Source organism: Paludibacter sp. (assembly GCF_009712605.1).
GTDB lineage: Bacteria > Bacteroidota > Bacteroidia > Bacteroidales > Paludibacteraceae > Microbacter.
Genome location: NZ_WASO01000004.1, coordinates 60,384 through 85,564, shown reverse-complemented (window position 1 = coordinate 85,564; position 25,181 = coordinate 60,384). Strand labels below are relative to the sequence as shown.

The following is a 25,181-nucleotide window of genomic DNA, read 5'->3' as shown; positions in this document are numbered from 1 at the left end:
GCTCTTTTACAAGGAATATAAGTATTAATCTGTCTAACTTTTTGGGGTCACTTCATAATCTGTTCCGGGATTTTTTATTGATTATAACATAACCGGATAGTGAAAACAAAAAAGCCAACTCTACGTCACGTAGGGTTGGCTCCTTGCAAAAAGTTAGAATCTTTTTGGATTTTAACAATAACAGTATTTTGATAAATCGGGCGTAAAAGTAGTGTGTAAAGTGTTGTAAACGACCTTGAAATTGATTTCTTTGCACTAATGAAACTGCAAACGTTTGCGGGCAGACAACGTTTGCGGTCTAATATAGCCTTCTTAAAGAGTTGACAAGACATGAAGAAAAAAAAGGATGGAGATTTTGTATGCAACAGTTGAAGAGACGCCAGTAATATCTTATAAGCTATGTCGATCCGCCTTCAATAAGATTGCTATCCAGATAAATTACTCGAGGGTCAGAATTTATGGTTGTAAGACCGTCTAATCGTTCAAATAATAATTCTGTAGCTTTTTTGCCAATTTCGAACCCCATTGGTTCTATGGCAGATAATGGCGGATTGTACATGGATCGAAAGGGTTCCTCACAAAATCCAATAACCGAAATGTCTTGAGGTACCTTTAGATTTTTTTGAAAAATTGCTTTCATTACTCCCGTCATGGTTAAGTCGCTTATTGCAAAAATGCTGTCGGGGGGATTCTTCATATTCAACAATCTCAAGGTTTCCTGTTCGGTTTCTTCCGGAGTTTCGCAAGAAAGAACCAGTTCTTCATCCACAGGAATTCCTTTCTGCACTAAAGCCGTTTTATAACCCTGCAACCGGTTCTGGCTAATTAAGAGGTTTCTATTTCCAACACAAATGGCAATTCGTTTTCGTCCTGCTTCAAGTAATCGATTGACGGCTTTAAACGAGCCGGTAACATCATCAACCAGAACAGTGTCCGCATTCATATCCTTCACAACCCGATCAAAAAAAACGATAGGTAACCCAATGTCTATAATATGCTGAAAATGGTCGAAATTTTTTGTTTCCAGAGAAACCGAGGCTAAAATTCCTTCTACATTATTGGCAATCAGGATATTTAGATTTTCAACTTCCCGTTCATACGATTCATTTGATTGAAGAATTAACAGGTTATATCCCCGTTTGTGTGCAACTTCTTCAATTCCACGTACGTAGGAAGGGAAAAAGAAGTATGAGATTTGGGGAACAATCAGCCCGACAATCTTACTCTTTCTATTGCGAAATGAAGCTGCAACTGTATTTGGAATATACTTTAGATTTTCAGCAACACCTCTAACCGCATCTTTGGTCTCCTGACTGATATCCGGATGGTTTTTAAGAGCCCTGCTTACTGTCGATTTTGAAATCCCCAGTACTTTGGCTATGTCGCTTATAGTTATCGGATTGTTTTTCATGATGACCTTATTTTTACAGCTTACTTAATCACCGCTTGCTTAATAATGTGTGCTTGTCGCTAACTGGTTAAATGCGTTAACGTATTATTCTTTATTGTTTCGTATTATGCAAAGATATGAAAAGAATTCATGCAAAGACACTCTAACTATAATAGGACACGACTTGTTACCTGCTAATTGATGGCAGAGAGAACACAAAAACTAAAGAGGCAATTTATGTCTTGAGTCGCCTCATGGTTAATGATATATAAAGAAAGTTATTGCAACCGGTTGCACAACCGGTTGCGGTTGTATATTAATGAAAAACAGGAATATAGCTATTGTTATGTGCGAATTGATCCTCTATATTTGTCGCATTATTATCCTTTCAAAGAGACAAAAACCTTTTATTAATTCTCAAATTAAATTTATTCCATGAAAAGAACAATTCTATTCTTTGCACTCATTTTAGTGTGTTCGTTCTCATTGTTTGCTCAAAAAGGAACACTTAAAGGAACGGTTGTCGACAAAAAAACAAAAGAGAGTTTAGTCGGGGCAACTATCGTAATTAAAGGAACCACTATCGGTACCGTTGTAAACCTTGATGGCAAATTTGAACTTCCCAACGTTGCAGCTGGTAAACAAACAGTTGTTACTTCTTTGGTGGGTTATTCTCCCGTAGAATCAAGTGTGGTTATCGTAGCTAATCAGGTAACAAATCTTGATTTGGCAATGCAGGAAGATCTCATCGGATTGCACGAAGTGGTCGTTACCGGAGTCGTAAACCCCAAATCGGCTTTGGAATCAAGTGTGGCAATTACCAGCTTAAAACCTAAATCGCTTGAAATGCTTGGTGCAATAAATACTGCTGAAGTATTTAAATCAATACCGGGTGTTCATTCCGAATCTACCGGGGGAGAAGGTAATGCAAATATTTCGGTGCGCGGTATTCCTATTTCTACGGGTGGCTCTAAATTTTTACAATTACACGAAGATGGTCTTCCTGTAATGCAATTCGGCGATATCACTTTTGGAAATGCCGACATGTTTCTGCGTACGGATCAAACGCTTGCCAGAATCGAAGCAATCAGGGGTGGTTCTGCCTCTACATTTGCCAGCAACTCACCGGCAGGTATCATTAACTTCATAAGCAAAAACGGAGCGACTGCAGGTGGCACAATTGGCATGACTGCTGGTCTTGATTATAACGAATTCAGAACTGATTTTGATTTCGGAGCTCCAATCGGCAATGGATTTTCATTTAATATCGGTGGTTTTTATCGTCAAGGAGAAGGCCCAAGAACATGTGGTTTTAATGGAAACATGGGCGGTCAGATTAAAGCAAATATTACTAAACAATATGAGAACGGATACGTTCGCGTGTATCTTAAACATTTGGATGATAAGGCTATTTCATATATGCCAATGTCGCTTACCGCAACAGGCACGGGAACCAATCCGAGTTATAAGTCTATTGCAGGTTCCGATGTGAGAAATACCACTTACCAGAATTCGGAATTCTTTAATATGTTGGGAATTGATGCGAATGGTAATCCTCGCACAACAAATATATCCGACGGAATGCATCCGGTATCGAATGCTATTGGAACTGAATTCTCTTTCGATATTGGCGAAGGATGGAGAATCGTAAACAAGAATAGATTGGCTCTTACAAGCGGTTCTTTCAGAACACTGTTTCCAACAGGTACAATTGGTTCGGCCGACGTTATTGCAAAGGATATTCTTGGTTCGGCTTATGCCCCGGGTTATAAATTTAGTTACGCTAATGGGGTCAATGCCGGAAAAACATTATCGGCTGCTCAATTATCAGGGTTAAACGGGAATGGCTTATTACAAGAAGTAGCTTCATTTGATGTGGACATTAATAGTTTGAATAATTTTACCAACGATTTCAACCTTTCGAAAAAATTTGACAAGGTAAATCTTACATTTGGATATTACAACGCATATCAGCAAATTGCAATGTATTGGGATTGGCAAGGATATATTACGGATGTATCGAGCAGTCCTAAATTAGTGAATGTTGCCAGTGCTGATGGTTCGTACTATACAGAAAATGGTGTTACAAGTTATGGGCAATGGGGACTGGGACGTAAATATGATATGATGTATAAAATTAATGCTCCATACGCTAACATCGGAATCAATGTGAATGACAAAATAAACATCGATGCCAGTATCCGGTACGATTTTGGGAAGGCTGATGGATATTATCTCAAGAATAAAACGGCTGCAATCGATGTAAATAGTGATGGCGTCATTTCTCCGGTGGAAGCAAAATCTCAGGTTGTTGACAATACACACCCTTATGCAGTCAATTATAATTATGGCTATTTATCATACTCATTAGGTGCTAACTACAAAATTGATAACAATAAAGCTCTTTATGGGAGAGTAAGCAGAGGTGGCAGGGCTAATGCCGATCGCTTATTATATTCGTCATTTATTACTTCAGAGGGCAAAACAATGTCGGGCTTGGAAGCCGATATGGTAACTCAGGTTGAAGGTGGATTTAAATATAACTCTCCTAAATTTGCCCTGATGTTTACTCCTTTTTACTCAAATATCAATGAGCAAAACGCCGATGTGACCGAAAACAAGATTTATCTTATGAAGTTTGAGTCTTATGGCGCAGAATTAGAAGCATCTACTCATTTGAGTAACTTTACAGCTACTGCCGGAGCTGTTTTTACAAAAGCGAAAATTCTTGAAAGTCTTGATGCAACAGAAGTTGGCAAAACGCCTCGTCGTGTGCCATTAGTAATGTATAATTTCAATCCATCTTATTCTTTCGGTAAAGTGGACCTCGGATTGAGCTTTATAGGGACGACGAATGTTTTCTCGCAAAACGACAATAAAATTGTATTGCCCGGATATGTGTACGTGAATGCTTTTGCAAGTTACAATATTACAAAAGGCTTAGTGCTTAGTGCAAATGTAAACAACCTGTTCAATACAATGGGCTTAACTGAAGCTGAAAGTACCACCTTTGTCAATAATTCTACAAATTATATGCGTGCACGCTCAATAACAGGAAGAACATCAAAACTGTCATTGACATATAGTTTTTAGGAAAATAAATGATGATTTGAGTCGGAGATAAGTAATAGGGGGAAATAATGTCTTGTAATTTTCAATGTTCACCAACGTTTTTCTCTTAAAAAAAACATGGAGAGAAAAGGTGTAAGATTAAAATGTGACAATTAATTCATTTCAATTACCTATCTTCGACTGCTTCTTGACTCTTCGGGAAAACTAATAGCATTGATTTTATATGATGAACAATGAAAATACGATTTTAGAACAGTCGGTAAGAAATATTTTCAGTCACATCAAATGTCCATTCGATAAATACTATGCTCGCGAATGTGTTACTATTTCAGCGGAACAACATACTGTATTGGCTTGTCTGCGCAAACAAAGCAAGATGACGCATCACACATTATGTGAATTGACAAACAAAGACAAACCCAGTATTACCCGTTTGCTCGATAGGTTGGAAATGAAACATCTGGTGCAAAGAGTTGCCGATCCAAATGATAAGCGTAAAAAATATATTCATATCACAAACCAGGGCGTTATGGAGTGTGAAAAGATAAGTCGGATTAGAGAGAGTATAATGCAACATGCGATGCGGAATATTAATGAAACAGAACTGGTTACGTTTAATATTGTTCTGCAAAACATTATGGATAATCTTGCATTGGTATGATATCTGTTGTTGTCACTATCAACTTGTGTGTTTGAAATTATATCAATTTTTAGGCTTGACTTACCACTTTACAAAACAATTAGTTTCAATGATTACTCTTAAGCAAAGAGTATAATAAGCAATGACATTTATGAATCCACACGAAAAGGCAGCATCAGTAATTATCTCTCAGATCATTGATGCTATAAAAGCAAAAGGACAACGATATACAATCTCATTAGCAGGCGAAAGCGGTTGCGGAAAAACAGAAACCGGTAAAGCTTTATTAAACGAGTTAAACCGACAGGGGATAAAAGCACTGGTTTTGGGTCAGGATAACTATTTCTTTCTGGCGCCTCTTGCTAACGATGCCCAGAGAAAAAAGCATCCTGAATGGCTGGGCCCTCACAAAGAAGTGAACATGCAACTTCTGGACGATACACTGGTGGAGGCAATGAGTGGAGCTGATGCAATTAATGTGCCTCATATCGACTATGATACTAACATTGAGAGAATTGAAAGAGTAAGTATTGCAGATATAAAAGTACTGATCGTAGAAGGTACATACACCTCATTGCTGAAGCATATCGATACCCGGATATTTATTGATGCCAATTATAACGAAACGCTGAAATACAGAAAACTAAGAAATCGCGGGAATGAAGTGAATGACCCGTTTGTGGAAAATATACTTGAAACAGAGCATAAAATTATTGCCGGGCATAAGTTTCTGGCTGATTTTGTTATCACTAAAGATTACAACGTTATTTCAGTAAAATAATTTGGCAAAACAAGAAACGTATGGCAGTAAAAAATAAAGTCCAGCTCATTACCTATCCCGATTCGTTGGGAGGAAACCTGAAAGCCTTAAACAGGATTCTTCAAAAATATTTTGTAGATATTTTTGAAGGTGGCATACATATTCTTCCACCATTTCCCTCGTCGGGCGATCGTGGTTTTGCGCCCTTAACTTATCTCGAAATAGAACCGGCATTTGGTTCATGGGACGATATCCGGGCGATTGGTGAGCATTTTGATGTTTTACTCGATTTAATGGTGAATCATATCTCAAAAGAATCGGTTTATTTTCAGGACTTTTTGAAGAATGGACGTGATTCTCAATTTGCCGACCTGTTTATTACACTGGATAAGATATGGAGTAATGGAAAGCCTGTTCAGGAAGATGTAGACAAAATGTTTCTACGCCGTACGCAACCCTATTCAATGTTTCATGTCGGTGCATCGGGAGAGCAAATGCAGGTTTGGACGACATTTGGCAAACAAGTTCCATCAGAACAAATTGATCTGGACATCAATTCGGCGCTGACCAGGCAATTACTGACCGATTTTATGCTTAATTTCAGTAAGCAAAATATTAAAATTGTGAGGCTTGATGCGGTTGGTTATGTGATAAAAAAGTTGGGAACCAGTTGCTTCTTTGTTGAGCCTGAGATTCACCAGTTTATGGAGTGGATAACCAACTTGGCTCATTCTCTTAATATTGAACTGCTTCCGGAAGTTCATTCACATTATTCCATTCAATACAAACTGGCTGAAAAAGGACACTGGATTTACGATTTCATCTTGCCGTATTTTGTGCTCGAAACCCTGATCAATAAATCAGGGAAAAGGTTGTGTGAGTATCTTCGCGTAAGACCACACAAGCAGTTTACTATGCTGGATTGTCACGATGGTATCCCGGTGAAACCTGATTTGGATGATTTGGTTAGTAGTGCAGATGCCCGTAAAGTTGTTGACGTTTGTTTGGAGAGAGGTTCAAATTTGAGCCTGATTTTTTCCGACAAACACAAAAGTGAGGATGGATTTGATGTCCATCAGATACGGTGTTCCTTTTATTCAGTGCTTGGCTGTAACGATGATGCTTATATTGCTGCACGTGCTATCCAGTTTTTTACGCCCGGTATTCCGCAGGTGTATTATGTTGGGATGTTAGCGGGCGAAAACGATGCGGAAAATGTTTTGAAAACAGGAGAGGGAAGAGAAATTAACAGGCACAATTTCTCTATAGATGAAATAGACCAAGCCGTGAATAAACCGGTTGTTCAACGGTTAATGAAATTGATCCGCTTTCGAAATCACTATCCGGCGTTTAATGGAATATTCCAGGTTGGCGAAACACAAGATGATATGATTGCATTGTCGTGGGAGAAGGATCGTTCTCGCTGTGTTTTGAGTATCAATCTAAATACTTATTCTACGCAGATTAACTATCTGGACGAAACCGGACAAACAGTTGACTTTTACGCTTAACCTACCTAATAATCTAATACAAATGAATACGCAATCCGATCATATGGGTTCTCATCACTTAGCCATTATCAAATGGTTGACTTTTATGATGTTTATGATGTTTGCAATGACCACAGATGCAGTAGGGGTCATTATTCCTGAAGTGATGAAGCAGTTTCATTTAAGTATGACTGCCGCAGGTTTGATGCACTATGCTCCAATGGTAGCTATTGCACTAGCCGGCATTTCTCTTGGTTTTTTGGCTGATAAAATAGGCCGTAAGCCGACAATCATTATCGGATTGGCTCTTTTTGCTGCCAATTCATATTTGTTTCTTGTCGGCAATAAATTTGGATTTTTCCTTAGCCTTTTAGTGATTTCCGGTATTGCTATCGGTGTGTTTAAGACAGCAGCATTGGCTCTGATCGGAGATATTTCAAAGTCGACTACCGAGCATACATCTACCATGAATGCGGTTGAGGGGTTTTTTGGCGTTGGAGCCATTATCGGTCCTTTTATCGTTACCTATTTACTGAAAACCGGGGTCGCCTGGAAATGGCTGTATGTGGTGGCTGGAACTTTGTGTATTATGCTGATAATTATAGCGTTGTTGGTTGAATATCCTAAAACAAAGAAAACTACCGAAGATCCGATCAATTTGAAAGGTACTTTGTCGATGACGAAAGATCCTTATGCCATGGGATTCTCCTTGGCGGCTTTCCTGTATGTTGCTGTAGAATGTTCTATCTATGTATGGATGCCAACCCTGATTGCCGGTTATAAGGGAAGTGCAATGTTTATAGCCACTTATGCGCTCTCTATCTTTTTTATCTTGCGTGCCGGCGGGCGTTTTCTTGGAGCATGGCTAATGGCTCATTTTAACTGGGCATTGGTGCTGAGTATTTTTAGCTTGCTTATCTTTTTATGTTTTCTTGGTAGTGTAGTGGGTGGAATCAACTTTGCGGTTGTTTTGCTGCCACTTTCAGGGTTGTTTATGTCGGTTATTTATCCAACCATCAACTCGAAGGGAATCAGCTGTTTTCCCAAAGCAAAACATGGATCGGTAGCCGGAATAATTTTGTTTTTTACAGCTGCGGGTGCAGCTTTGGGGCCTTTATTGATGGGTGCCGTAAGCGATGCATTTGGGCATAATGCAAAATATGGTTTTGTGCTGGCCACAGTTTTCTCAGCTTTATTATTGTCAGGGATATTGGTTAACCTGTTTTTTAATCCTACCAAACGCAGACTTCAGACACTTGACCAAAGTGAATATTAGCATTGATATGGCTGAGATGAAGGTGAATTTCTTTTGTTTACCGTGATAGGTCTTATTCTGCTTGAGTTATTTATATGTGTTTTACAACGAAAAAAGGACAGCAACGACTGTCCTTTTTTCGTTGTAAATACACACCCAGTACTATTTCAAGTCCATAGCGTGATCGGCCGGAACATTTTGTCCGTTCCATATTTTTACGGAGCTCCAGGCTTCGGCAGGAGCTGTCCAGAATTCGTCGGTTGCCGGTAATCCGAGAGGAAGAAAGATGGTTGTCGCCAGATAACAGCTTCCGGTGTTGATGTAAAAATCAGCCAAGTCGGGCTGGTTGCCACAGAGTCCGATGGTAAGGTAACCCTTGTCGGTAAAGGTGTTTGGAGCGTCCAGTACTCTATGGATGACGGCTGTCAATCCGTCGCGAACCTGTGCGGGCGATAACTGAGCCGGTAACTGTTTGCGCAAAGCCATATCCGCTAAGTGATGGAAAGCCCCCGTCCGGTAAACGATGGAGCGTCCGTAAACCGGAAAGCTTCCGTCGGTATTAATCATCCGTTCCTGAATGACGGCGTAACGTTTGGTGATTTTATCCAGTTTCCCGCGAAACCAGTCGAATGATTTGGTTTTGAGTGTAACTGCGTCCATGATATTCGACAAATACGGCTGAATGACATAGCTGTTGTAGTAATCAAAATGAAAATCCATGCCGTCGGAAAACATGCCGTCGCCGGTGTACCAATGTTGCGAAAACTCACGGATGCCATATTCAAGCCGAACCGGATCGTATTCCATGCCGTATTTACAGAAAAAGGCTTCGATCATTCCCGAAAAAAGAATCCAGTTGGAATAGACCGGAATGGTCTGACGGGTTTGCAGAAGTACATTTACCACCTGTTTTTGCATTTTTTCATCCAAATGATTCCATAGCCAGGGAGAACGCACAAGTGCCAGTGAAAAGAATGCCGCATCTACCAGCGGTTGTCCGCCTTTCCATTGCATATAATCTTTGGCCGCAGGATTCACGGCGTTGGCAATCGCTTTCAGTGTCCAAACACGATATTGTTCCCGCAACTTCACTTCTGCGCTGTCACCGCCCTCCAGATTGAGCCAGGGGGATATGCCGCAGAGTGTCCGGGCGAAGGCTTCCAGATAGGCCACTTTTGTCCGGTTTTCGGGGTTGTCGATCGTTTTGGATAACACCATCGGCATCGATTCTTTCAACCGATTATCGGCCAATGGTTCCATTACCGGACGTGCAATTTTGTCCATGTACAGCAACCACACCTGTCGGGTCGATATTGGTGGACCTTTTTTCTCCCGGGCATAAAATGGCAGAGAGAGCAGTAATAATAAAAGTAGTAGTGTTTTTTTCATCTTGTTTTTCACGATTGGCATTGAGAAAACCCTTTCCGTTTTCTGTTGCAAAGATAAACGGAAAGGGTTGCTTGTAAGTGTTCGTGTTTCGTTTTTTATTTTACAGGCAGAATGGAGAACCCATAGCTGTATTCTTTTGCTTTCAGCAGGTATTGCTCGTGCGGATAAGCACCCCAACTGTTGTCTCCGCCAACTCCGCGCTGAGCAAGGTCTACACTCAGAACAACCTCTTTACGCGGCGTGATGTCATTGATGTGGCGGTATTTTTTTGTCAGTCCGGGATCGAAATCTTCCGGATAGTTATTGAGTGCGCTCACACAAAGCGATTGTAACCCTTCGATACGGATGCCTGCTCCGTTTTCATCAGTCAGGGTCATCCAGCGGATGTCGGTTTTGTAGCCATTCTCCTGTGGGCGGGTGTAAGGCACGTATTGATCGGCAACCTTGCTGCTGTAAATTCCGATATGCGAGGCCGTGTTGCGGTCGCTGTAGTTCTCCCACGGTCCACGTCCGTAGAAGGTGAAGTTATCCAGCGATTTGTCCAATGTCATGATCATACCAAAACGGGGCATTTCAGGTAATTCGGCCACACCAGCCTTATAATTCACTTTTACGGTCAAACGTCCGTCACCGTTTACAGTATAAATCAGTTGGTAGTCGGCAGCAACATCTTTGAGGAATAAATCGGCAGTGATAACAGTCTGTCCGTTTTCTTCTTTTACATCGATGTTTTTCAGCGAACGATTTTCACCGGCAGCGCGCCAGATATTGCATTTCGAGGGCATTCCGTTACCGAAATCGTTATCTGTCGGAGCTCTCCAGAAATTGGGTGTCGGTTTTTCGTCGAAATACCACTTGTTCCCAATTTTGTAAGAGGCTAAAAGACCAGTGTTTTTATTGATTCCAATTTCAACATCTCCGGCAGTAACCACAATGCGCACATTGTCATTGCTAACTTTCGGAGCGTTGCCGCTGGTTTGTTTTGCTACAAAATAAGAACCTGAACCGATGGTAAACTGTTCGCGGGCCATTTCGTGTCCCTGCGGAATGATTTCGTTGCCGAAACGGGTGTAGGCATACACATTGAGGAAATATTCGTTGCCGGCTTCCTGTGGCATGTCTGGCATTGCCAACTGAACCTGTTTCTGCGATTCGGGGGCTGCGTTTACGTCGAAATTGCCACTCTTAATCACTTCTCCATTTTTGATTACTTCGTATTTGAAGGTGTAATTTTGCAGGTTGGTGTATTTTAGCTCATTGACAATATTTATCTGACCTTTCTCCGGATTTACACCCTTGATTTGAATGTCCTGATAATATTTCTTTACCTCCATCAAACCCGGGTGAGCCGTGCGGTCGGGCCAAATTAAGCCATTGTGATTGAAGTTTTCATCGTTGGTGTAGTTCTGGCTACCCATGTCGCCACCGTAAGCCCAGTATTTGCGACCTACTTCATCCTGAGTCAGGATTCCCTGATCAACCCAGTCCCAGATGAAACCACCCTGCAGATTCTTGCTGCCGCTAATGATGTCCCAGTACTCTTTGAAATTGCCCGAACTGTTACCCATAGCGTGTGCATATTCGCACATAATGTAAGGACGGGTAACGTGTTCGCGAGCTGCATATTCTTTCATATTGGCAATGCTCGGATACATCGGACAGATGATGTCGGTGTTTTCTTTTTCGCGTGCCTGTTCAAACTGAACCGGACGGGTTTTGTCGCGCCCCTTAATCCATTTGTAGGTTTTCATAAACACATCGCCATTGCTGGCTTCATTGCCCAATGACCAGATAATAACCGAAGGCGCGTTCTTGTCGCGTTCTACCAGACTGATGGTGCGGTCGAGGTGGGCGGCATCCCAGGCAGGATCGAACGCCATGTTTTCATGCCCGTAACCCATGCCGTGCGATTCGATATTGGCTTCGTCTACCAGATAAATTCCGTATTGATTGCATAATTTTACCCATTCCACATTTTCGGGATAGTGACTGCAACGCACGGCATTGATGTTGTTCTGTTTCATTAGGCGAATGTCCTGCATCATTGTTTCTTTATCCTGATAATGACCGTTGATCGGATGGTGTTCGTGCATGTTTACCCCGTGCACATAGATACGTTTACCGTTAACCAGCAGGCTGCCGTTTTTGATTTCAACCTTGCGGAAACCTATTTGTGTGCCCACGTTTTCGATTTGTTTACCGGATTCATCTTTCAGTGTCAAAACCAGCGTGTAGAGGTATGGCGTTTCGCAGCTCCAGATGTGGGGAGAACTTACTTTACCAGAGAATGTAAGGCTTTCTTTGCTTTCAGCTGTCAGGTTTACTTTTTGCGACTGACGAAGGACTTCCTTGCCGGAGGCATCGAGTAAACGGGCTTCCAGCGTTGTGTTGCTTGCCGTTTTATTGAAGTTGCGCAGAGTTACGTCCATCGCAAACGATCCGTTTTTGTATGAGGCATCAAGGTCGGGGCGGGCAAAGAAATCGGCAACGCGGATGTTATCGGTGCTGTAGAGATAGACGTTGCGGTCGATGCCCGACAAACGCCAGAAGTCCTGATCTTCAAGGTACGAACCGTCGCTCCAGCGATAGGCCTCCACTGCCACGAGGTTGCGTCCCGGTTTTACATAGGCCGTTACATCAAATTCGGCCGGGCTTTTGGTGTTTTCGGTATAACCTACCTTCTGACCATTGACCCAGATATACATGGCTGCCGTTCCTGCTTCAAAATGCAGGTATACACGACGATTATTCCAGTCGGCAGGCAGTTCGAAATAGCGGCGGTACGAACCTACCGGATTATCTGAATGGTCGATATAGGGTGGATTTTTCGGGAAAGGGTAGGTGATGTTGGTGTAGATGGGAATACCATAGCCCTGAAGTTCCCAGTTGGAGGGAACTTTAATCTCTTTCCAGTTTTCAATGTTAAAATCGGTTTTGTAAAAATCCTTCGGACGTTGATCGGGGGTAGGTGACCATTGAAATTTCCAGTAACCGTTCAGCGAAAGGTACCAGGGCGAACTGGTATATTGGTCGGAAATAACAGAACCGGCATCGGCATAAGGCAGAAAAGTTGCCCGTGCAGGTTCGCGATTGATCTGAAATACGGCCGGGTTTTCCCAGTCGTTTACCTGTGCGTTTACCGTTGTAAATAGCAATGCTATCAACCCGGTGAAGATCCATTTTCGTTTCATGTGTATGTTTAGGGTTTAGAATAATTAAATTCCGTTTTTTGCCTTAAAAGAAGGGTCTAATTCTAAGACAGAAAAAGAGTGCCGTCGGGTAGTTACGTGCCGATCAAATTAGACATTATACCGTTTAATTCATTTCTCAATTTTCGCATTTGACCTCTCCCCTGGCCCCTCCCCTGGCCCCTCTCCCTGACGATAAATGTCAGGATTTCAAACCCGAAGAGAGGGGGAAATCTGCAAAATGAATTGAATGCTAACTATTTCACTGCCTTGCTTCTCCTCCCCTCGGGGGAGGAGGGGTCGGTAATTAAAATTTCTATACGCTTAATCGATATAATGTCTATTATTTGTTTGGGTTTGCTTGTCCGATTTTACCTTTCGTTACATCAATTGAACAGCTTTCACTCCATGTCATCTCCATCGTTGTGTCATTTTTGAATGTCAGGGGCAGAAAAATATATTTCGAATTGAAATAGTGTTTTCCATCCCAACGATCGCCCACATAGAGATAGGAGGTGCTTTTCTTGCCGATAATTGGCAAAATATAGGTCGACTGCGAATGATAGGTCGTGGCATCGCCAATATTGGTTAGCTCCGACCACGGTCCACGGATAGACTTTGCAACGGCATATTTTGCCTGATTGGGAGCCCAGCCAGTGCATCCTGAGGTGATCATGAAATAGAATCCGTTTCTTTTCATAACAGCCGGTGCTTCGCGGTGACCTCCCGGCCAAAGCGTGGCAACTTGTTCCTTTACATCAAGGAAGTCGTCGGTCAGGAGGTACATCATCATGTCATAGTTCTCGCGTGCTGAGGAGAAAAAATAGGCAGATCCGTCATCGTCAAGAAATAGGGTGCAATCGCGCGACATGTTGCCGAACGGACGAAAACTGCGCTTGTAGGTAAACGGTTTCTCAATATCGTTGGAAACAGCTACGGCAGCTCTCGCCAGACTGTAATCGCTACGTTTTTCGTAATGCATCCACATGACGAATTGTTTTGTTCTGGCATTGTAAATCACTTTCGGGCGCTCGATATTAGCATCGGCCAACTCCGGATTTGATTGGCGGGTCAGCAGATCGCCACGGAACTCCCAATTCAACAGATCGGTGGAACGGTAACATGATACCAAAACATCGTCGTGACGGTTTTCGCCGATCCAGTAGAAATAGTTGCCTACTTTCAGAAATCCACCTCCATGCGCATTGATAACATTCCCTTTTGTATCCGTCAGATCCTTCCCGTTTTCAATAGCGCTTCTTTTTGCTGGTTTGGGTGTCTGAGCTGCCGTTGTACAAACGAAAGCGGTTGTAACAAAGAGCAATAATATGATTTTACTCAACTTCATATTGGGTGAATTATTCTATTTTGAATGGTTTTTCCTGCAAGAAGAAACGATAATCTTTGATTTTGCCGGTATTGCTTTTGTCTGTTCTGGGTAGTATGCGAAACCCTTTTACTTTTACCTGTCGACCCATATCGATTACTACCTGATGAGGATAATTAGCCTTGTCTCCAATTTTTGTTTGCCAGATAATCGACTCTTGTAAATCGAAGAGCTTATCGGCACCGTTGGCCGCTTTTACTGTTTCTTCGCTATCGGCAAACAGCACTTTCCAATCAATCGAAGAGATTGCTTTGCCGTCTTCTCCTATTATTTCAAACTCGGCAGCTGATGCGCTTTTGTCATCCGGATTTTGTGCACTCAGAGCTTCGAGGCAGAAATAACGTCCGGTGATCGGTGCATCTAACATGATGCTTTTCCATCCGTTTTCTGACGTGAATGCGCCTGCTGCTACAGGATTTGCTCCGTTGAGGTTCAGACTTTTTTTCTCTTTCCCATCTTTGTTTGTTTCTTTTACGATGCGGTCGAGGATGGCGTGATTCAGGCCTTCAACGATTGTCTTTGAGGGTTTGTCGATGTCGAGCACAATGATTTCGTTTTTGCCTTTTTTGAGATAACAACCCGGGATACAAAGCGTCTGTGTGGGGCCTATTTTCCAGAAACGACCAAGGTTGTAGCCGTTCACCCAAACCATCCCTTTTCCCCAGGAACTCATATCGAGGTAGGTATATCCGGTCTCTTTCAGGTTGAAAGAGGCTTTGTACCAGGCAGGACCGCTAGCCGGTTTTTGTGCAAATTTAGCTTTGGTCTGAAACTCGTAATCGACAGGCAGATTGTATATTTTCCAATTTGTAAGTTCTGCTCCGTCGAGGGTTGCCTTTTCGGTAATCCCTTTTCGGTCGATAATGGCTTCTCCATAATTGACGCGCCCCATGCCTTCCACCAAAATGTCGAGGCGGGATGCAGCTTTGAGCGCAGGCAGTTCGATGCTATTTTCGCCTTTCCGGCGGTCAAGCGAACCAATTGCTTTGCCATTGATGTAAATTGTCGCCCAATCGTGCATCTCTTTTAGTACCAATTGTTGCGGATGTTTGCAAGCCGGTATTGTTTTTCGGTAAAGAATAGAACCCCATCCTTGATCGAAATTCTCCATAGACTGAATCGTCTCGCTCTGTTTGGCAACCGGTAAATTATCGAAAACGTTGGCAGTTAAAGCAAATGAAATGGCGGGTATGGTAATGGTTTTCTCCGGATTTTGCGGAATTTCCGGCAAAGATTCACCATCCTGAAGGTAATTCTTCAGCAAATCGCGGATTGCATAAAATTTATCGGTAGGATTGCCGGCCTCGTCAATAGGAGCGTTGTAATCATACGATGAGGTGGTCGGTGCATAGGCCGGGGCGTTGGCACCAGCCCACTGTCCGAAAGAGGTTCCTCCGTGTGCCATGTAGAGACTGAAAGAGATCTTTCTGTCCATCATGTCTTTCAGGCTGCCGATAAAACTGCTCACTTCGCGTGTTTCGTGTGGACGACCCCACTGGTCGAACCAACCGGTCCAGTATTCGCCGCACATCAGCGGTGCTGTAGGATTCATCTCCTTGAACTTACTGAACTGCTCTTCTATATTTGATCCGGCACCGAAGTTGAGTGCCTGTGCAACTCCTTCAAGATTGTATTTGAAGAAGTTGGATGCCCAATCGCAACGAAGCAGCTGAACCTTGTCGAATCCGACCTGACGAATATTGTCGCGCATGGTTTCCATGTATTTCTGATCGTCGCCCCAGGTGCCATATTCGTTTTCCACCTGCACCATGATGATTGGCCCTCCGTTTTGAATTTGCAACGGAGCCAGTTGCTTGCCAGCTTCTTTTAGATAGATTTTAACCCTGTCCATAAAGAAGTTATCCGACATGCGACGCACCTTCAGATCCTGTTTTTTCAGTAACCACCAGGGCAGTCCGCCCATATCCCATTCGGCACATACATACGGACCCGGACGTAAAATGCAATACATGCCGTTTTTCTGAATCAGGCGAACAAATTCGGCTACATCTTTTTGTCCGGTAAAATCAAAAACCCCTTGTTGTTGTTCGTGAAAATTCCAGAAAAGATAAATGCAGATGGTATTCATCCCCATGGCTTTGCACATTTTGATGCGTTCGTCCCAATAAGCTTTTGGAATACGGGCGTAGTGCAGCTCTCCTGCTCTTACCACAAAGGGTTTACCATTGAGCAGGAAAGTGTTTTGACCGGAGGTAAATGTGCCGGTTGTGTTTTCATTAGATGCTTTTGCTGATACTGAAAAAGCTAGCGCAAATAGCATGATAAAAAAGGGAATAAGGTGCTTTTTCATCTGTGACTAAAAATTTGAATCAGATAAAACTACATGTTGCTGAGAACTGTCGACACAAAATATTGTTGTTTCAGGCTTCATGACCGTTTCAGTCGTGATGTGAATGGTTATTAATGGTTAGAAAAATGAATGATTTATTTGGCTCTTTCTTCTGCTAAACGTTTTTCCCAAACCCAGGCCGAGAGCAGGGTATCTTCAATAGATTCGACGGCTGCCCATCCGAGCACGTTATTTGCTCTTTTCGGATTGGCCCACACCTTTTCGATGTCTCCATCCCGGCGTCCGACTATCTTGTGCGGAACTTCAACGTTGTTTACTTTTTGAAAAATATCGATGATTTCAAGTACTGACAGGCCGCGTCCCGTACCCAGATTGAAAACCTCGACAGATTCGTCACTCTTGTCTTCGAGTAAGCGTTTCATAGCTGTTACATGTGCCTTGGCCAGATCCACCACGTTGATATAGTCGCGGATACATGAACCGTCAGGAGTATTGTAATCGTTACCAAAAACACTCAGTTGTTTGCGTAATCCGATAGCGGTTTGCGTAATAAACGGCACCAGATTGTTGGGTACGCCGTTGGGCAATTCTCCAATCAATGCCGAAGGATGAGCCCCGATCGGATTGAAATAACGCAACAACACAGCTTTCATGTTTTTACTTGCATGCAAGGTGTCGCGAATGATTTCCTCGCAAACCTGTTTGGTATTCCCGTAGGGTGAAAGTGCCGGTTTGATGGGCGCATTTTCGGAAACAGGGAGTTCGTCGGGTTGTCCGTAAACGGTACAGGATGATGAAAATACAATGTTTTTAATACCGTGTACAGGCATCAGTTCCAGTAAATTCATCAACGATACCAGGTTGTTGCGGTAATACAACAAAGGTTTTTCAACCGATTCACCCACGGCCTTACTGGCTGCAAAATGAATGATCGCTTCCACTCCCTCGTGTTTTTTAAGGAATTTGTCTAACCCGATATAGTCAAGGCAATCCAGATTTTCAAAATGCGGACGGATACCGGTTATCTTTTCAATGCCGGAAATGACTTCTATTCTTGAATTTGAGAGGTTGTCAATGATAAGCACCTCAAAGCCGGCCTGTTGTAACTCAACCACTGTGTGCGAGCCGATATATCCGGCACCTCCCGTTACGATGATTTTCTTCATAGAATCTTTGTTTATTTAGCCCATAATTTTTCAGGATAAATACCTTGTGCAATCAGGTCTTTGATTTTTTGAACTACCTGAGGACGATCTTCAGAGTAGGTAACACCGAACCAACGCGAAGGAGTGTCCAATACTTTGCAGCTTGCTTTCCCGGCAACAATCAACTCGTTAACAACGGTGGGAATGTAGAATTCCGATTTCAGTTCCTGTCCTTTGGAAACAAGAAAATTCTTGAAACTTTCTTCGGAATAGGCAAAATAGTCCGGCGTAAAGCCCCACATGTTCATCGATACGGGAGTGTTGAATTCCAGCGAATGTTTATCGCCTCCTTCGTTCAGATAAAAAATATTCCCGTTTCTGGTTTCGATATGTGTGCGTTCAACTACCGAAGTGAGGTACCCGTTTTCGTCGGTTGCGCAAACACCACGGCTTACAGCTCCGCTTTCGGACAAAGTGTTGCCGACACGGTAACCTACCATACAATATTCATTCTTTTTGCCGGCGACCGAAACCAGAAAGTCAGCCAGCACCTGAAATGATTCCCGACCGTAGAAGTCATCGGCGTTGATGATGGCAAATGGTTCATTAATAACCTCTTTTCCCATTAACAGGGCATGGTTGGTGCCCCATGGCTTGGAGCGTTCCTGGTTGTAATCGATTCCGGCAGGTACATATTCTATTTCCTGAAAGACAACTTCCACAGGGATTAAATCTTTGTAGCGGGGTATAATTTGTTCCTGAAAATCTTTTTCGAAATGATGACGGATGACGAATACTATTTTGCCGAATCCGGCTTTAACAGCGTCATACACCGAATAATCCATGATGGTTTCTCCGTTTGGCCCCAGTCCGTCGAGTTGTTTGAGACCTCCGTAGCGGCTTCCCATGCCTGCCGCCAAAATAAATAATGTAGGCTTCATTTGTAAGTCAGTCTGATTCAAACAAGAGGTTGTCTGAAAAGGCAATGTAGCTAATAATAAACATATAAACAGAAAGGCAATCTCATTTTTATACCCCTAATTAGCTTCGCTGATCTGCGGTTCCCCTGAAGGGGACTTTCACGCCAATAAAAATAGCAGATTTATAGCCCCTTCAGGGGTTGGGGTAAAAAACGAACAATGATCCACTTTCGATTCGTAAGTTATTACAAAATCAATATCCCTTTTGAAACATCCTCTTGTTTATGATAAGTGTCGTTTGTTTGAATATGATTTGAGCTGTTTAATCAGAATAATTTGCTTGCTCCGTCGCCTATTTCGGCAACATAGAAATCAGGAGCGATGCCTGTCTTTGCTTTGTAGGCAGCCCCGACTTGTTCAATAAATGTATCGATGGCTTCCTCTTTTACCAAGCTTACAGTGCAACCTCCAAAACCACCGCCGGTCATGCGGGAACCAATTACGCCGGGGATTTTCCATGCTTCTTCGGCCATAGTGTCCAGTTCCAGACCGGTCACTTCGTAGTCGTCGCGCAGAGAAACGTGCGAAGCATTCATCATTTTACCGAACTCTTCAATTTCTCCGGCTTTTAGCGCTTTCACAGCATCGGTGGTACGTTGTACTTCAGCTACTACGTGACGGGCACGTTTGTGTGCTACGGGGTCGCTTTCCAGAGCTGATTCGACAGCTTTGAAATCGGCTTCGGTCAATTCGGCAAGATAGTTGACAGGGCGAACCATGGAAATAAGTTCAACTGCTTTTTTGCATTCGGCAACGCGTTGATTGTAGGCTCCCGAATCCAGTTTGTGCGGACTATGGGTGTTCGATATCAACACTTTTACACCTTCCAGTTTTACCGGCACCAGTTCAAATTCGAGGGTATTGCAATCGAGGAAAATGGCATGATCTTTTTTGCCGTTGGCACTGGCAAACTGATCCATAATGCCGCAGTTCACCAAAGCGAATTCATGTTCGGCTTTTTGACCGATTTTAGCCAGTTCCGTGCGGTCATAGCCAGTACCCAGCAAATCGTTCAGAGCGTAAGCTGTTACCACTTCAAGGGCAGCCGACGAAGAGAGACCTGCTCCGTTGGGTACATTGCCCCAGATCAGAATATCGAGGCCGGTGTCAAATTTTACACCTCGTTTGATAAACTGAGCAATTACCCCCAGCGGATAGTTTACCCATGAATTTTCAAGGCGGGTAGTTAGCTGATCGAAAGAGAGCGAAGTTACTTCCGGCTGGTTGAGTGAGCGGAAATTAACGACGTTTTGCCCGTTTTTACGAAGCAATAGATACGTGCCAAAGCTCAGAGCGCAGGGGAAAACATAGCCGCCGTTATAGTCGGTGTGTTCACCAATCAGATTGACACGTCCGGGAGAAAAGTAGATAGCTTCGGCTGAAGCCTGATAAAGATTTTCAAATGAGGTTTTAAGTTCTTGTGTGGTCATAGTATCTTTAAATTGTTGTTTTTTACATTGCGAATTTACAGGATTAACGTCACTTTGTAGGGGTGATTTTCGTTCAAAAAGGGTACGAAAGATGGGCAAATCCTGATTTATTGAGCCGTAGAAGTGCTGCCTGAATCACCAATATCGTGCAATGCAATAGGAAACGCACGATGTTGGGTTTCTGAGTTACCTGATTTCTATCTCTGTTTTTGCCGATAGTAGTCCGGGTGAAGTAAATTTTATCACAGCTTTCCCCTTTTTATTCTGACTTTCAATGTAGCACAGAAGCCTTCCATGAAATGTTTTTCTTTTGCTACTCTTGTAATTTGTCATATCTCTGTTATTCCCGGCTTCCATACCCAGGTATTTCACATTGCTACTTGTCTGACAAGTAATTTCATTCTCAGCCAATGTTACCGGATTGTTGTTTTTGTCAACAACTTGAATTTCAATCTGAGCCAGATCCTGATCGGCATTCAGCGTGTTTTTGTTCGGTTTGGCGATAATGGCATACGGAGCTTGTGCCGTGATAATACTATCCCGGCATGCAGGATTGTCGCTCTTGTCATAGCCGACAGCTTCCAGTTTTCCATTCTGATAAGCAATATCCCATGTTATTATTCCGGTCTGATCATTGTAAACCTGTTTATTACCAATGACTTTCCCGTTCACAAATAATTGAGCTTTTGCTGTATTGGTAAAACAGACAACTCTGACAGAATCTCCTGTAGAATAATTCCATACATGCCATGGGTCACCTGTTGCTTTTGTTTTTGAAATGCGTTGTGTGCCTATGTAAATCATTGGTGTGGAACTCCACAGGGATTGGCGGAAATATGCCCAGGGCTTCATGAACCCGGCAAAGTCGAGCAGACCGGTTCCGAGTCCTCTCGAAGGCCAGGTTCCCGCTTCTCCCAGATAGTCAATGCCAGACCATAAGAATTGTCCGAAAATATAATCGTTGTCTTTTACACTTTTCCACTCATTAAAACCTTGTCCGTTTTCACTACCGAAAATAACGCGGGTAGGGTACTTTTGATGATCCTGAGCATAGCGGTTCTCTGTATAGTTATACCCCGTAATATCCAATGCAGAAGGATATTCGGTTTCGTTTGACATGATAACGCCAGCAAGAGCGGCCGTTACGGGACGGGAAGTGTCGTATTTTTTTACAATGGAAGCTAATCGTTTGGCAATTGCACCGAGGCGTTCGGCAGCCGGATGATCCGGCATATAGCCTCCATACATTGGCTGGTTGATAGTTGCTCCGTTAAGTATGGGGTGGGTATAAGGATCATTGGGATAGTCCACTTCGTTACCGATGCTCCATGCAAAAATGGAGGGGTGGTTTCTGTCACGGCATATCATGTCCTGTAAATCACGCTCGCTCCATTCGTTGAAAAATTCGTAGGATCCTTCGTAACCGGGCGTTCCGTTATTCCAGCCGGTAAGCCACTTACGTTTCGGAGATTCCCATTCGTCGAAAGCTTCATCCATCACCAAAAAACCAAGCTTGTCGCATAAATCATACAATTCAGGTGCCTGCGGGTTATGGCTCAAACGGATGGCATTACATCCCATCTGCTTTAATGTGGTAAGCCTTCTTTCCCATACCTCTTTCGGAACGGCAGCGCCCAATACACCTGCATCATGATGAATACATACTCCTTTCAGTTTCATCCATTGACCGTTTAATGTAAATCCTTTGTTCGGATCGAAGGTGAAATTGCGGATTCCGACGGGGAGGGTAGTTTGATCGAGGATTTTATTGTCTTGTTTTATAGAGACTTCTAACGTATAAAGATAAGGGCGGTCAAGATTCCACAGAGCAGGGTTTTCAATCTTCAGATCTATGGTGTCGGTTTTGTGAGTCTCGGAGGCAATAGCCATCTTGTCGGACTTATTTGCAACAATTTTACCATCTTTATTGATCAGACGGATGTTTAGCGTGAGGTTTGCCAAACTTTTGGAGTTATTCTCTATCCCGGATTTGATTTGGAGAAATGCTTCTTTTGTATTTGATTCCTTTGTCTCACAGGTAATTCCCCATTGTGTAAAATGTAAAGGATTGGCATAGATTAGCCAGACATTCCTGTAAATCCCGGATCCGGTATACCATCTGGAATCGGCAGATTTGCTGTGGTCTACCCGGACTGCAATCGTGTTTTTACTTCCGAAATGAATGAATGGTGTGGCATCGTAAGCAAATGAAACGTAACCGTTCGGACGTTTGCCAAGCAGATGGCCGTTGATGTAAACTTCACTGTGATTGTAAACTCCCTCAAAATAGAGGTAAATTTTTTTGCCGGCTTTGTTTTCCGGAATTTCTAGTTCTTTTTTATACCATCCTGTCCCACCGGGCAAATAGCCGGTACAGCTTGCTAAAGAAGGACTCAATTCACCTTCAGAGCTCCAGTCGTGAGGCAAGTCCAGTGTTTTCCATGAAGTAGAAGTGTCAGCTTTGAGTGCGTCACAATCTCCTAAATGAAACTGCCAATTGTTATTGATTTTCACCGGATCTCCAAATGAAAGCTGAGCATTGGATTTATGCGCAAATACAATAAGAAGGCACGTAAGAATAAATAATTTGAATTTCATGCTTCACGGGGTGTTTTTTTTGTTGGTAAAAACACTTGATAGATAATCTATTAACTGAAAGTAAGAATAAAAACCCATCCTGAGTGGTACCCAGGATGGGTTGAACTAAACCTATTAAGCAATAATTTTGGTTGCCGGATTAATTTAGAGCTCCGGTATTAGCAGTGGTCGACCATCCCGGATTCTGATAAATCGGAGATGTAGTAACATCCGAACCATCTTTGGATGTAATCAGAAAATGCTGAATGGCAATAGGACTCAGATAGTGGGTCATAGCCCATTTGTATCCATTGTAAGCCAGTGATGTCGTGGTCATTTCGTAAGGACGCAAATACTGACTTAATGTAGGAGACGAAACGTTACTTGCATCGCCAATACCATATTTCAGAGTTCCTGCAGTATACCAGCTTTGCATTGGTCCCCAAAGCTTAAAGCCTTCAATGTGGTATGGAGTTGTAATCATCTGATCCAATGCTCTCCAGCGTTTCAGATCCATCCATCGCAAACCTTCGGCCATTAATTCACATCGACGTTCACGACGAATATTGTACAGAGTTTTGTCAACAAAACTTCCGGCAGAATAAGCACCCCAGTCATTTTTTGCTTCCTGACTCATGTCTGTTGCTGCAATTGTTTTATTGTAATCAGGATCAACGCCTGCACGGTTTCTGATTGCCTGCCAGTAAGCCTGAGCTTTACTATTCAGACTTCCATATCTTTCGTAGTAAGCTTCAATATAGTTGAGATAAGATTCTACCGCACGGAAAACAATAGCGCCAGTATAGCCACCGCCGTTAGCACATTGTGCCTGATCATAGTTTAATCCTTTGCGGATAGCATATCCGGTGTTATACTTTTGTTCCGGAGTAGAAACAAGTATCATAGGTATTGGTTCAATCGGTGTCGCATGATCTCCTGAAGAATTTGTATATAAAACATTAACCTGGCCTGGAGTTTTCAGGAATAACCACAAACGTCCGTCTCTGTTGGTTTTTGCTACTGCAGCACTGTCATCTCCTAGATAACCAGAACCGGAAGCATAGATCGGAAGTCCGTTTTTCATCAAGAATCCGTCAACCATCCCTCTTGTAGTTCCAACTCCATCGTTGCCAATTTGTTCGTAAACAGGCACATTGTGGGTAATTCCCAGTCCTTTGCTGTATTGTCTCCAGAAAAGTACTTCGCTGTAGGTTGACATGTCAACATCGGCAAACATCTTACAATAAGGATTCGCATCGCAAGCTACGCTAAATGCTTTGCCTGTTTCTGTTTCTGCCGTCATAGTGTTGTTTACAAGCGTAACGTTGTCAGCTACTTGTTGCGACGAAGCAATTGCCTGATCGAGGAACCAGTTAATTTCATTGTCGATGCTACCCGAAGGGTATTGATAATTTTTATTGTAATCTTTGGATGCTCCCGGCCATCCGGTGCCATTGGGTACAAATGCTGTCCCTTTGAAATATTTCAACCATGTGGCTTCAAATAATGCAACACGCGATTTTAACTGATAAGCGCAGTATTTAGAGAGACGGTTTTTCTTGCCGTCAGGAGCTGTTGTTTGCATCAGATTAATTGCCGAATCAAGATCCTGAATGATAAAGCGGGCTACTTCATTGCACGGCTGACGTTTACTGGCTTCAGTCAGAGTCTGCCATTCGTCGGGCAATACAGATTTGATAATCGGAAAATCGCCTAATTTCTGGAGTTTATCAAAATAGACAAACGCTCTGATCATATAAACTTCGCCGATATAATGCTTAATGTTTGCATTCGAACCTGATAACAAACCAGCTTTTCGTTTGGGCTCCACATTGTTGAGGAAATAGTTACAACTGCGGATGTTGCTGAAATCCCAGTCACCGCCTGTTTGACCTACTTTCCATTGGCCGGGAACGTATTTGTTGTCATAGGTCATACCGGTCATATTGTCGGTTGCTGCATCAATACCAAAAGTACCGAATGACCAATTTCCATGTGTTGGAAAAACAGAAAACAGATTTACACTGTATGAAGCTAATTGTGATTCTTCATTTAAATAATTTTCGGGTGTAATAGACGCAACAGGTTGTTGGTCGAGAAAATTATTACAAGAACCCAGCAGCAAAGCTGCTCCGGCAATTATTGTATATAAAATTTTATTTCTCAT

The 25,181-nt window shown here is 42.8% G+C and carries 15 protein-coding genes; 5 read left to right on the top strand and 10 right to left on the bottom strand.

Annotated features, from left to right (window positions below; genetic code table 11):
- Nucleotides 1-397: 397 nt before the first annotated feature.
- Complete coding sequence (locus F8N35_RS05920; protein WP_293050416.1) at nucleotides 398-1,411, bottom strand: LacI family DNA-binding transcriptional regulator; 1,014 nt, start codon at nucleotides 1,409-1,411, stop codon at nucleotides 398-400.
- Nucleotides 1,412-1,825: 414 nt separating this feature from the next.
- Here F8N35_RS05920 and F8N35_RS05915 point away from each other — a divergent pair, with 414 nt between their 5' ends.
- The 5 genes from F8N35_RS05915 to F8N35_RS05895 all read left to right on the top strand — a co-directional run bounded on the left by F8N35_RS05915 (nucleotide 1,826) and on the right by F8N35_RS05895 (nucleotide 8,628).
- Nucleotides 1,826-4,483: a TonB-dependent receptor gene (locus F8N35_RS05915; RefSeq protein ID WP_293050415.1), complete on the top strand. Its 2,658-nt coding sequence runs from the start codon at nucleotides 1,826-1,828 to the stop codon at nucleotides 4,481-4,483.
- A 202-nt stretch (nucleotides 4,484-4,685) separates the two neighbouring features.
- Complete coding sequence (locus F8N35_RS05910) at nucleotides 4,686-5,123, top strand: MarR family transcriptional regulator (protein ID WP_293050414.1); 438 nt, start codon at nucleotides 4,686-4,688, stop codon at nucleotides 5,121-5,123.
- Nucleotides 5,124-5,253: 130 nt separating this feature from the next.
- Nucleotides 5,254-5,883, top strand: coding sequence for a hypothetical protein (locus F8N35_RS05905; RefSeq protein ID WP_293050413.1), 630 nt, complete (start codon nucleotides 5,254-5,256; stop codon nucleotides 5,881-5,883).
- A gap of 20 nt (nucleotides 5,884-5,903) precedes the next feature.
- Nucleotides 5,904-7,373, top strand: a complete 1,470-nt coding sequence (gene gtfA, locus F8N35_RS05900; protein ID WP_293050412.1) for a sucrose phosphorylase — start codon at nucleotides 5,904-5,906, stop codon at nucleotides 7,371-7,373.
- Between the two features lie 22 nt (nucleotides 7,374-7,395).
- Nucleotides 7,396-8,628 (top strand): MFS transporter, encoded by a 1,233-nt coding sequence (locus F8N35_RS05895; protein ID WP_293050411.1) that lies wholly within the window; start codon nucleotides 7,396-7,398, stop codon nucleotides 8,626-8,628.
- A gap of 141 nt (nucleotides 8,629-8,769) precedes the next feature.
- Here F8N35_RS05895 and F8N35_RS05890 read toward each other — a convergent pair whose 3' ends face one another.
- The 9 genes from F8N35_RS05890 to F8N35_RS05850 all read right to left on the bottom strand — a co-directional run bounded on the left by F8N35_RS05890 (nucleotide 8,770) and on the right by F8N35_RS05850 (nucleotide 25,181).
- Nucleotides 8,770-9,996 (bottom strand): DUF2264 domain-containing protein, encoded by a 1,227-nt coding sequence (locus F8N35_RS05890; protein WP_293050410.1) that lies wholly within the window; start codon nucleotides 9,994-9,996, stop codon nucleotides 8,770-8,772.
- Between the two features lie 95 nt (nucleotides 9,997-10,091).
- Nucleotides 10,092-13,187, bottom strand: a complete 3,096-nt coding sequence (locus tag F8N35_RS05885; RefSeq protein WP_293050409.1) for a glycoside hydrolase family 2 TIM barrel-domain containing protein — start codon at nucleotides 13,185-13,187, stop codon at nucleotides 10,092-10,094.
- Nucleotides 13,188-13,527: 340 nt separating this feature from the next.
- A complete protein-coding gene (locus tag F8N35_RS05880) occupies nucleotides 13,528-14,532 on the bottom strand; it encodes a family 43 glycosylhydrolase (RefSeq protein WP_293050408.1) in 1,005 nt (334 codons plus the stop codon).
- 10 nt (nucleotides 14,533-14,542) lie between these two features.
- On the bottom strand, nucleotides 14,543-16,882 hold the full coding sequence (locus F8N35_RS05875) for a beta-galactosidase family protein (RefSeq protein ID WP_293050407.1): 2,340 nt from the start codon (nucleotides 16,880-16,882) through the stop codon (nucleotides 14,543-14,545).
- 134 nt (nucleotides 16,883-17,016) lie between these two features.
- Entirely contained in the window at nucleotides 17,017-18,048 is a 1,032-nt protein-coding gene (gene galE / locus F8N35_RS05870) for a UDP-glucose 4-epimerase GalE (protein ID WP_293050406.1), read from the bottom strand.
- 11 nt (nucleotides 18,049-18,059) lie between these two features.
- Complete coding sequence (locus tag F8N35_RS05865) at nucleotides 18,060-18,968, bottom strand: nucleotidyltransferase (RefSeq protein WP_293050405.1); 909 nt, start codon at nucleotides 18,966-18,968, stop codon at nucleotides 18,060-18,062.
- Nucleotides 18,969-19,273: 305 nt separating this feature from the next.
- Nucleotides 19,274-20,437: a galactokinase gene (locus F8N35_RS05860; protein WP_293050404.1), complete on the bottom strand. Its 1,164-nt coding sequence runs from the start codon at nucleotides 20,435-20,437 to the stop codon at nucleotides 19,274-19,276.
- 186 nt (nucleotides 20,438-20,623) lie between these two features.
- Nucleotides 20,624-23,035, bottom strand: coding sequence for a sugar-binding domain-containing protein (locus F8N35_RS05855; protein ID WP_293050403.1), 2,412 nt, complete (start codon nucleotides 23,033-23,035; stop codon nucleotides 20,624-20,626).
- Nucleotides 23,036-23,174: 139 nt separating this feature from the next.
- Nucleotides 23,175-25,181 (bottom strand): RagB/SusD family nutrient uptake outer membrane protein, encoded by a 2,007-nt coding sequence (locus tag F8N35_RS05850; RefSeq protein ID WP_293050402.1) that lies wholly within the window; start codon nucleotides 25,179-25,181, stop codon nucleotides 23,175-23,177.

What these genes read in the sequence shown, in the direction of transcription:
- F8N35_RS05855 (WP_293050403.1), bottom strand. Translation starts at nt 23,035, where the DNA reads ATGAAATTCAAATTATTTATTCTTACGTGCCTTCTTATTGTATTTGCG.
- F8N35_RS05875 (WP_293050407.1), bottom strand. Translation starts at nt 16,882, where the DNA reads ATGAAAAAGCACCTTATTCCCTTTTTTATCATGCTATTTGCGCTAGCT.
- F8N35_RS05860 (WP_293050404.1), bottom strand. Translation starts at nt 20,437, where the DNA reads ATGACCACACAAGAACTTAAAACCTCATTTGAAAATCTTTATCAGGCT.
- F8N35_RS05865 (WP_293050405.1), bottom strand. Translation starts at nt 18,968, where the DNA reads ATGAAGCCTACATTATTTATTTTGGCGGCAGGCATGGGAAGCCGCTAC.
- galE (WP_293050406.1), bottom strand. Translation starts at nt 18,048, where the DNA reads ATGAAGAAAATCATCGTAACGGGAGGTGCCGGATATATCGGCTCGCAC.
- F8N35_RS05880 (WP_293050408.1), bottom strand. Translation starts at nt 14,532, where the DNA reads ATGAAGTTGAGTAAAATCATATTATTGCTCTTTGTTACAACCGCTTTC.
- F8N35_RS05920 (WP_293050416.1), bottom strand. Translation starts at nt 1,411, where the DNA reads ATGAAAAACAATCCGATAACTATAAGCGACATAGCCAAAGTACTGGGG.
- F8N35_RS05905 (WP_293050413.1), top strand. Translation starts at nt 5,254, where the DNA reads ATGAATCCACACGAAAAGGCAGCATCAGTAATTATCTCTCAGATCATT.
- F8N35_RS05915 (WP_293050415.1), top strand. Translation starts at nt 1,826, where the DNA reads ATGAAAAGAACAATTCTATTCTTTGCACTCATTTTAGTGTGTTCGTTC.
- F8N35_RS05910 (WP_293050414.1), top strand. Translation starts at nt 4,686, where the DNA reads ATGATGAACAATGAAAATACGATTTTAGAACAGTCGGTAAGAAATATT.
- F8N35_RS05895 (WP_293050411.1), top strand. Translation starts at nt 7,396, where the DNA reads ATGAATACGCAATCCGATCATATGGGTTCTCATCACTTAGCCATTATC.
- F8N35_RS05890 (WP_293050410.1), bottom strand. Translation starts at nt 9,996, where the DNA reads ATGAAAAAAACACTACTACTTTTATTATTACTGCTCTCTCTGCCATTT.
- F8N35_RS05885 (WP_293050409.1), bottom strand. Translation starts at nt 13,187, where the DNA reads ATGAAACGAAAATGGATCTTCACCGGGTTGATAGCATTGCTATTTACA.
- F8N35_RS05850 (WP_293050402.1), bottom strand. Translation starts at nt 25,181, where the DNA reads ATGAGAAATAAAATTTTATATACAATAATTGCCGGAGCAGCTTTGCTG.
- gtfA (WP_293050412.1), top strand. Translation starts at nt 5,904, where the DNA reads ATGGCAGTAAAAAATAAAGTCCAGCTCATTACCTATCCCGATTCGTTG.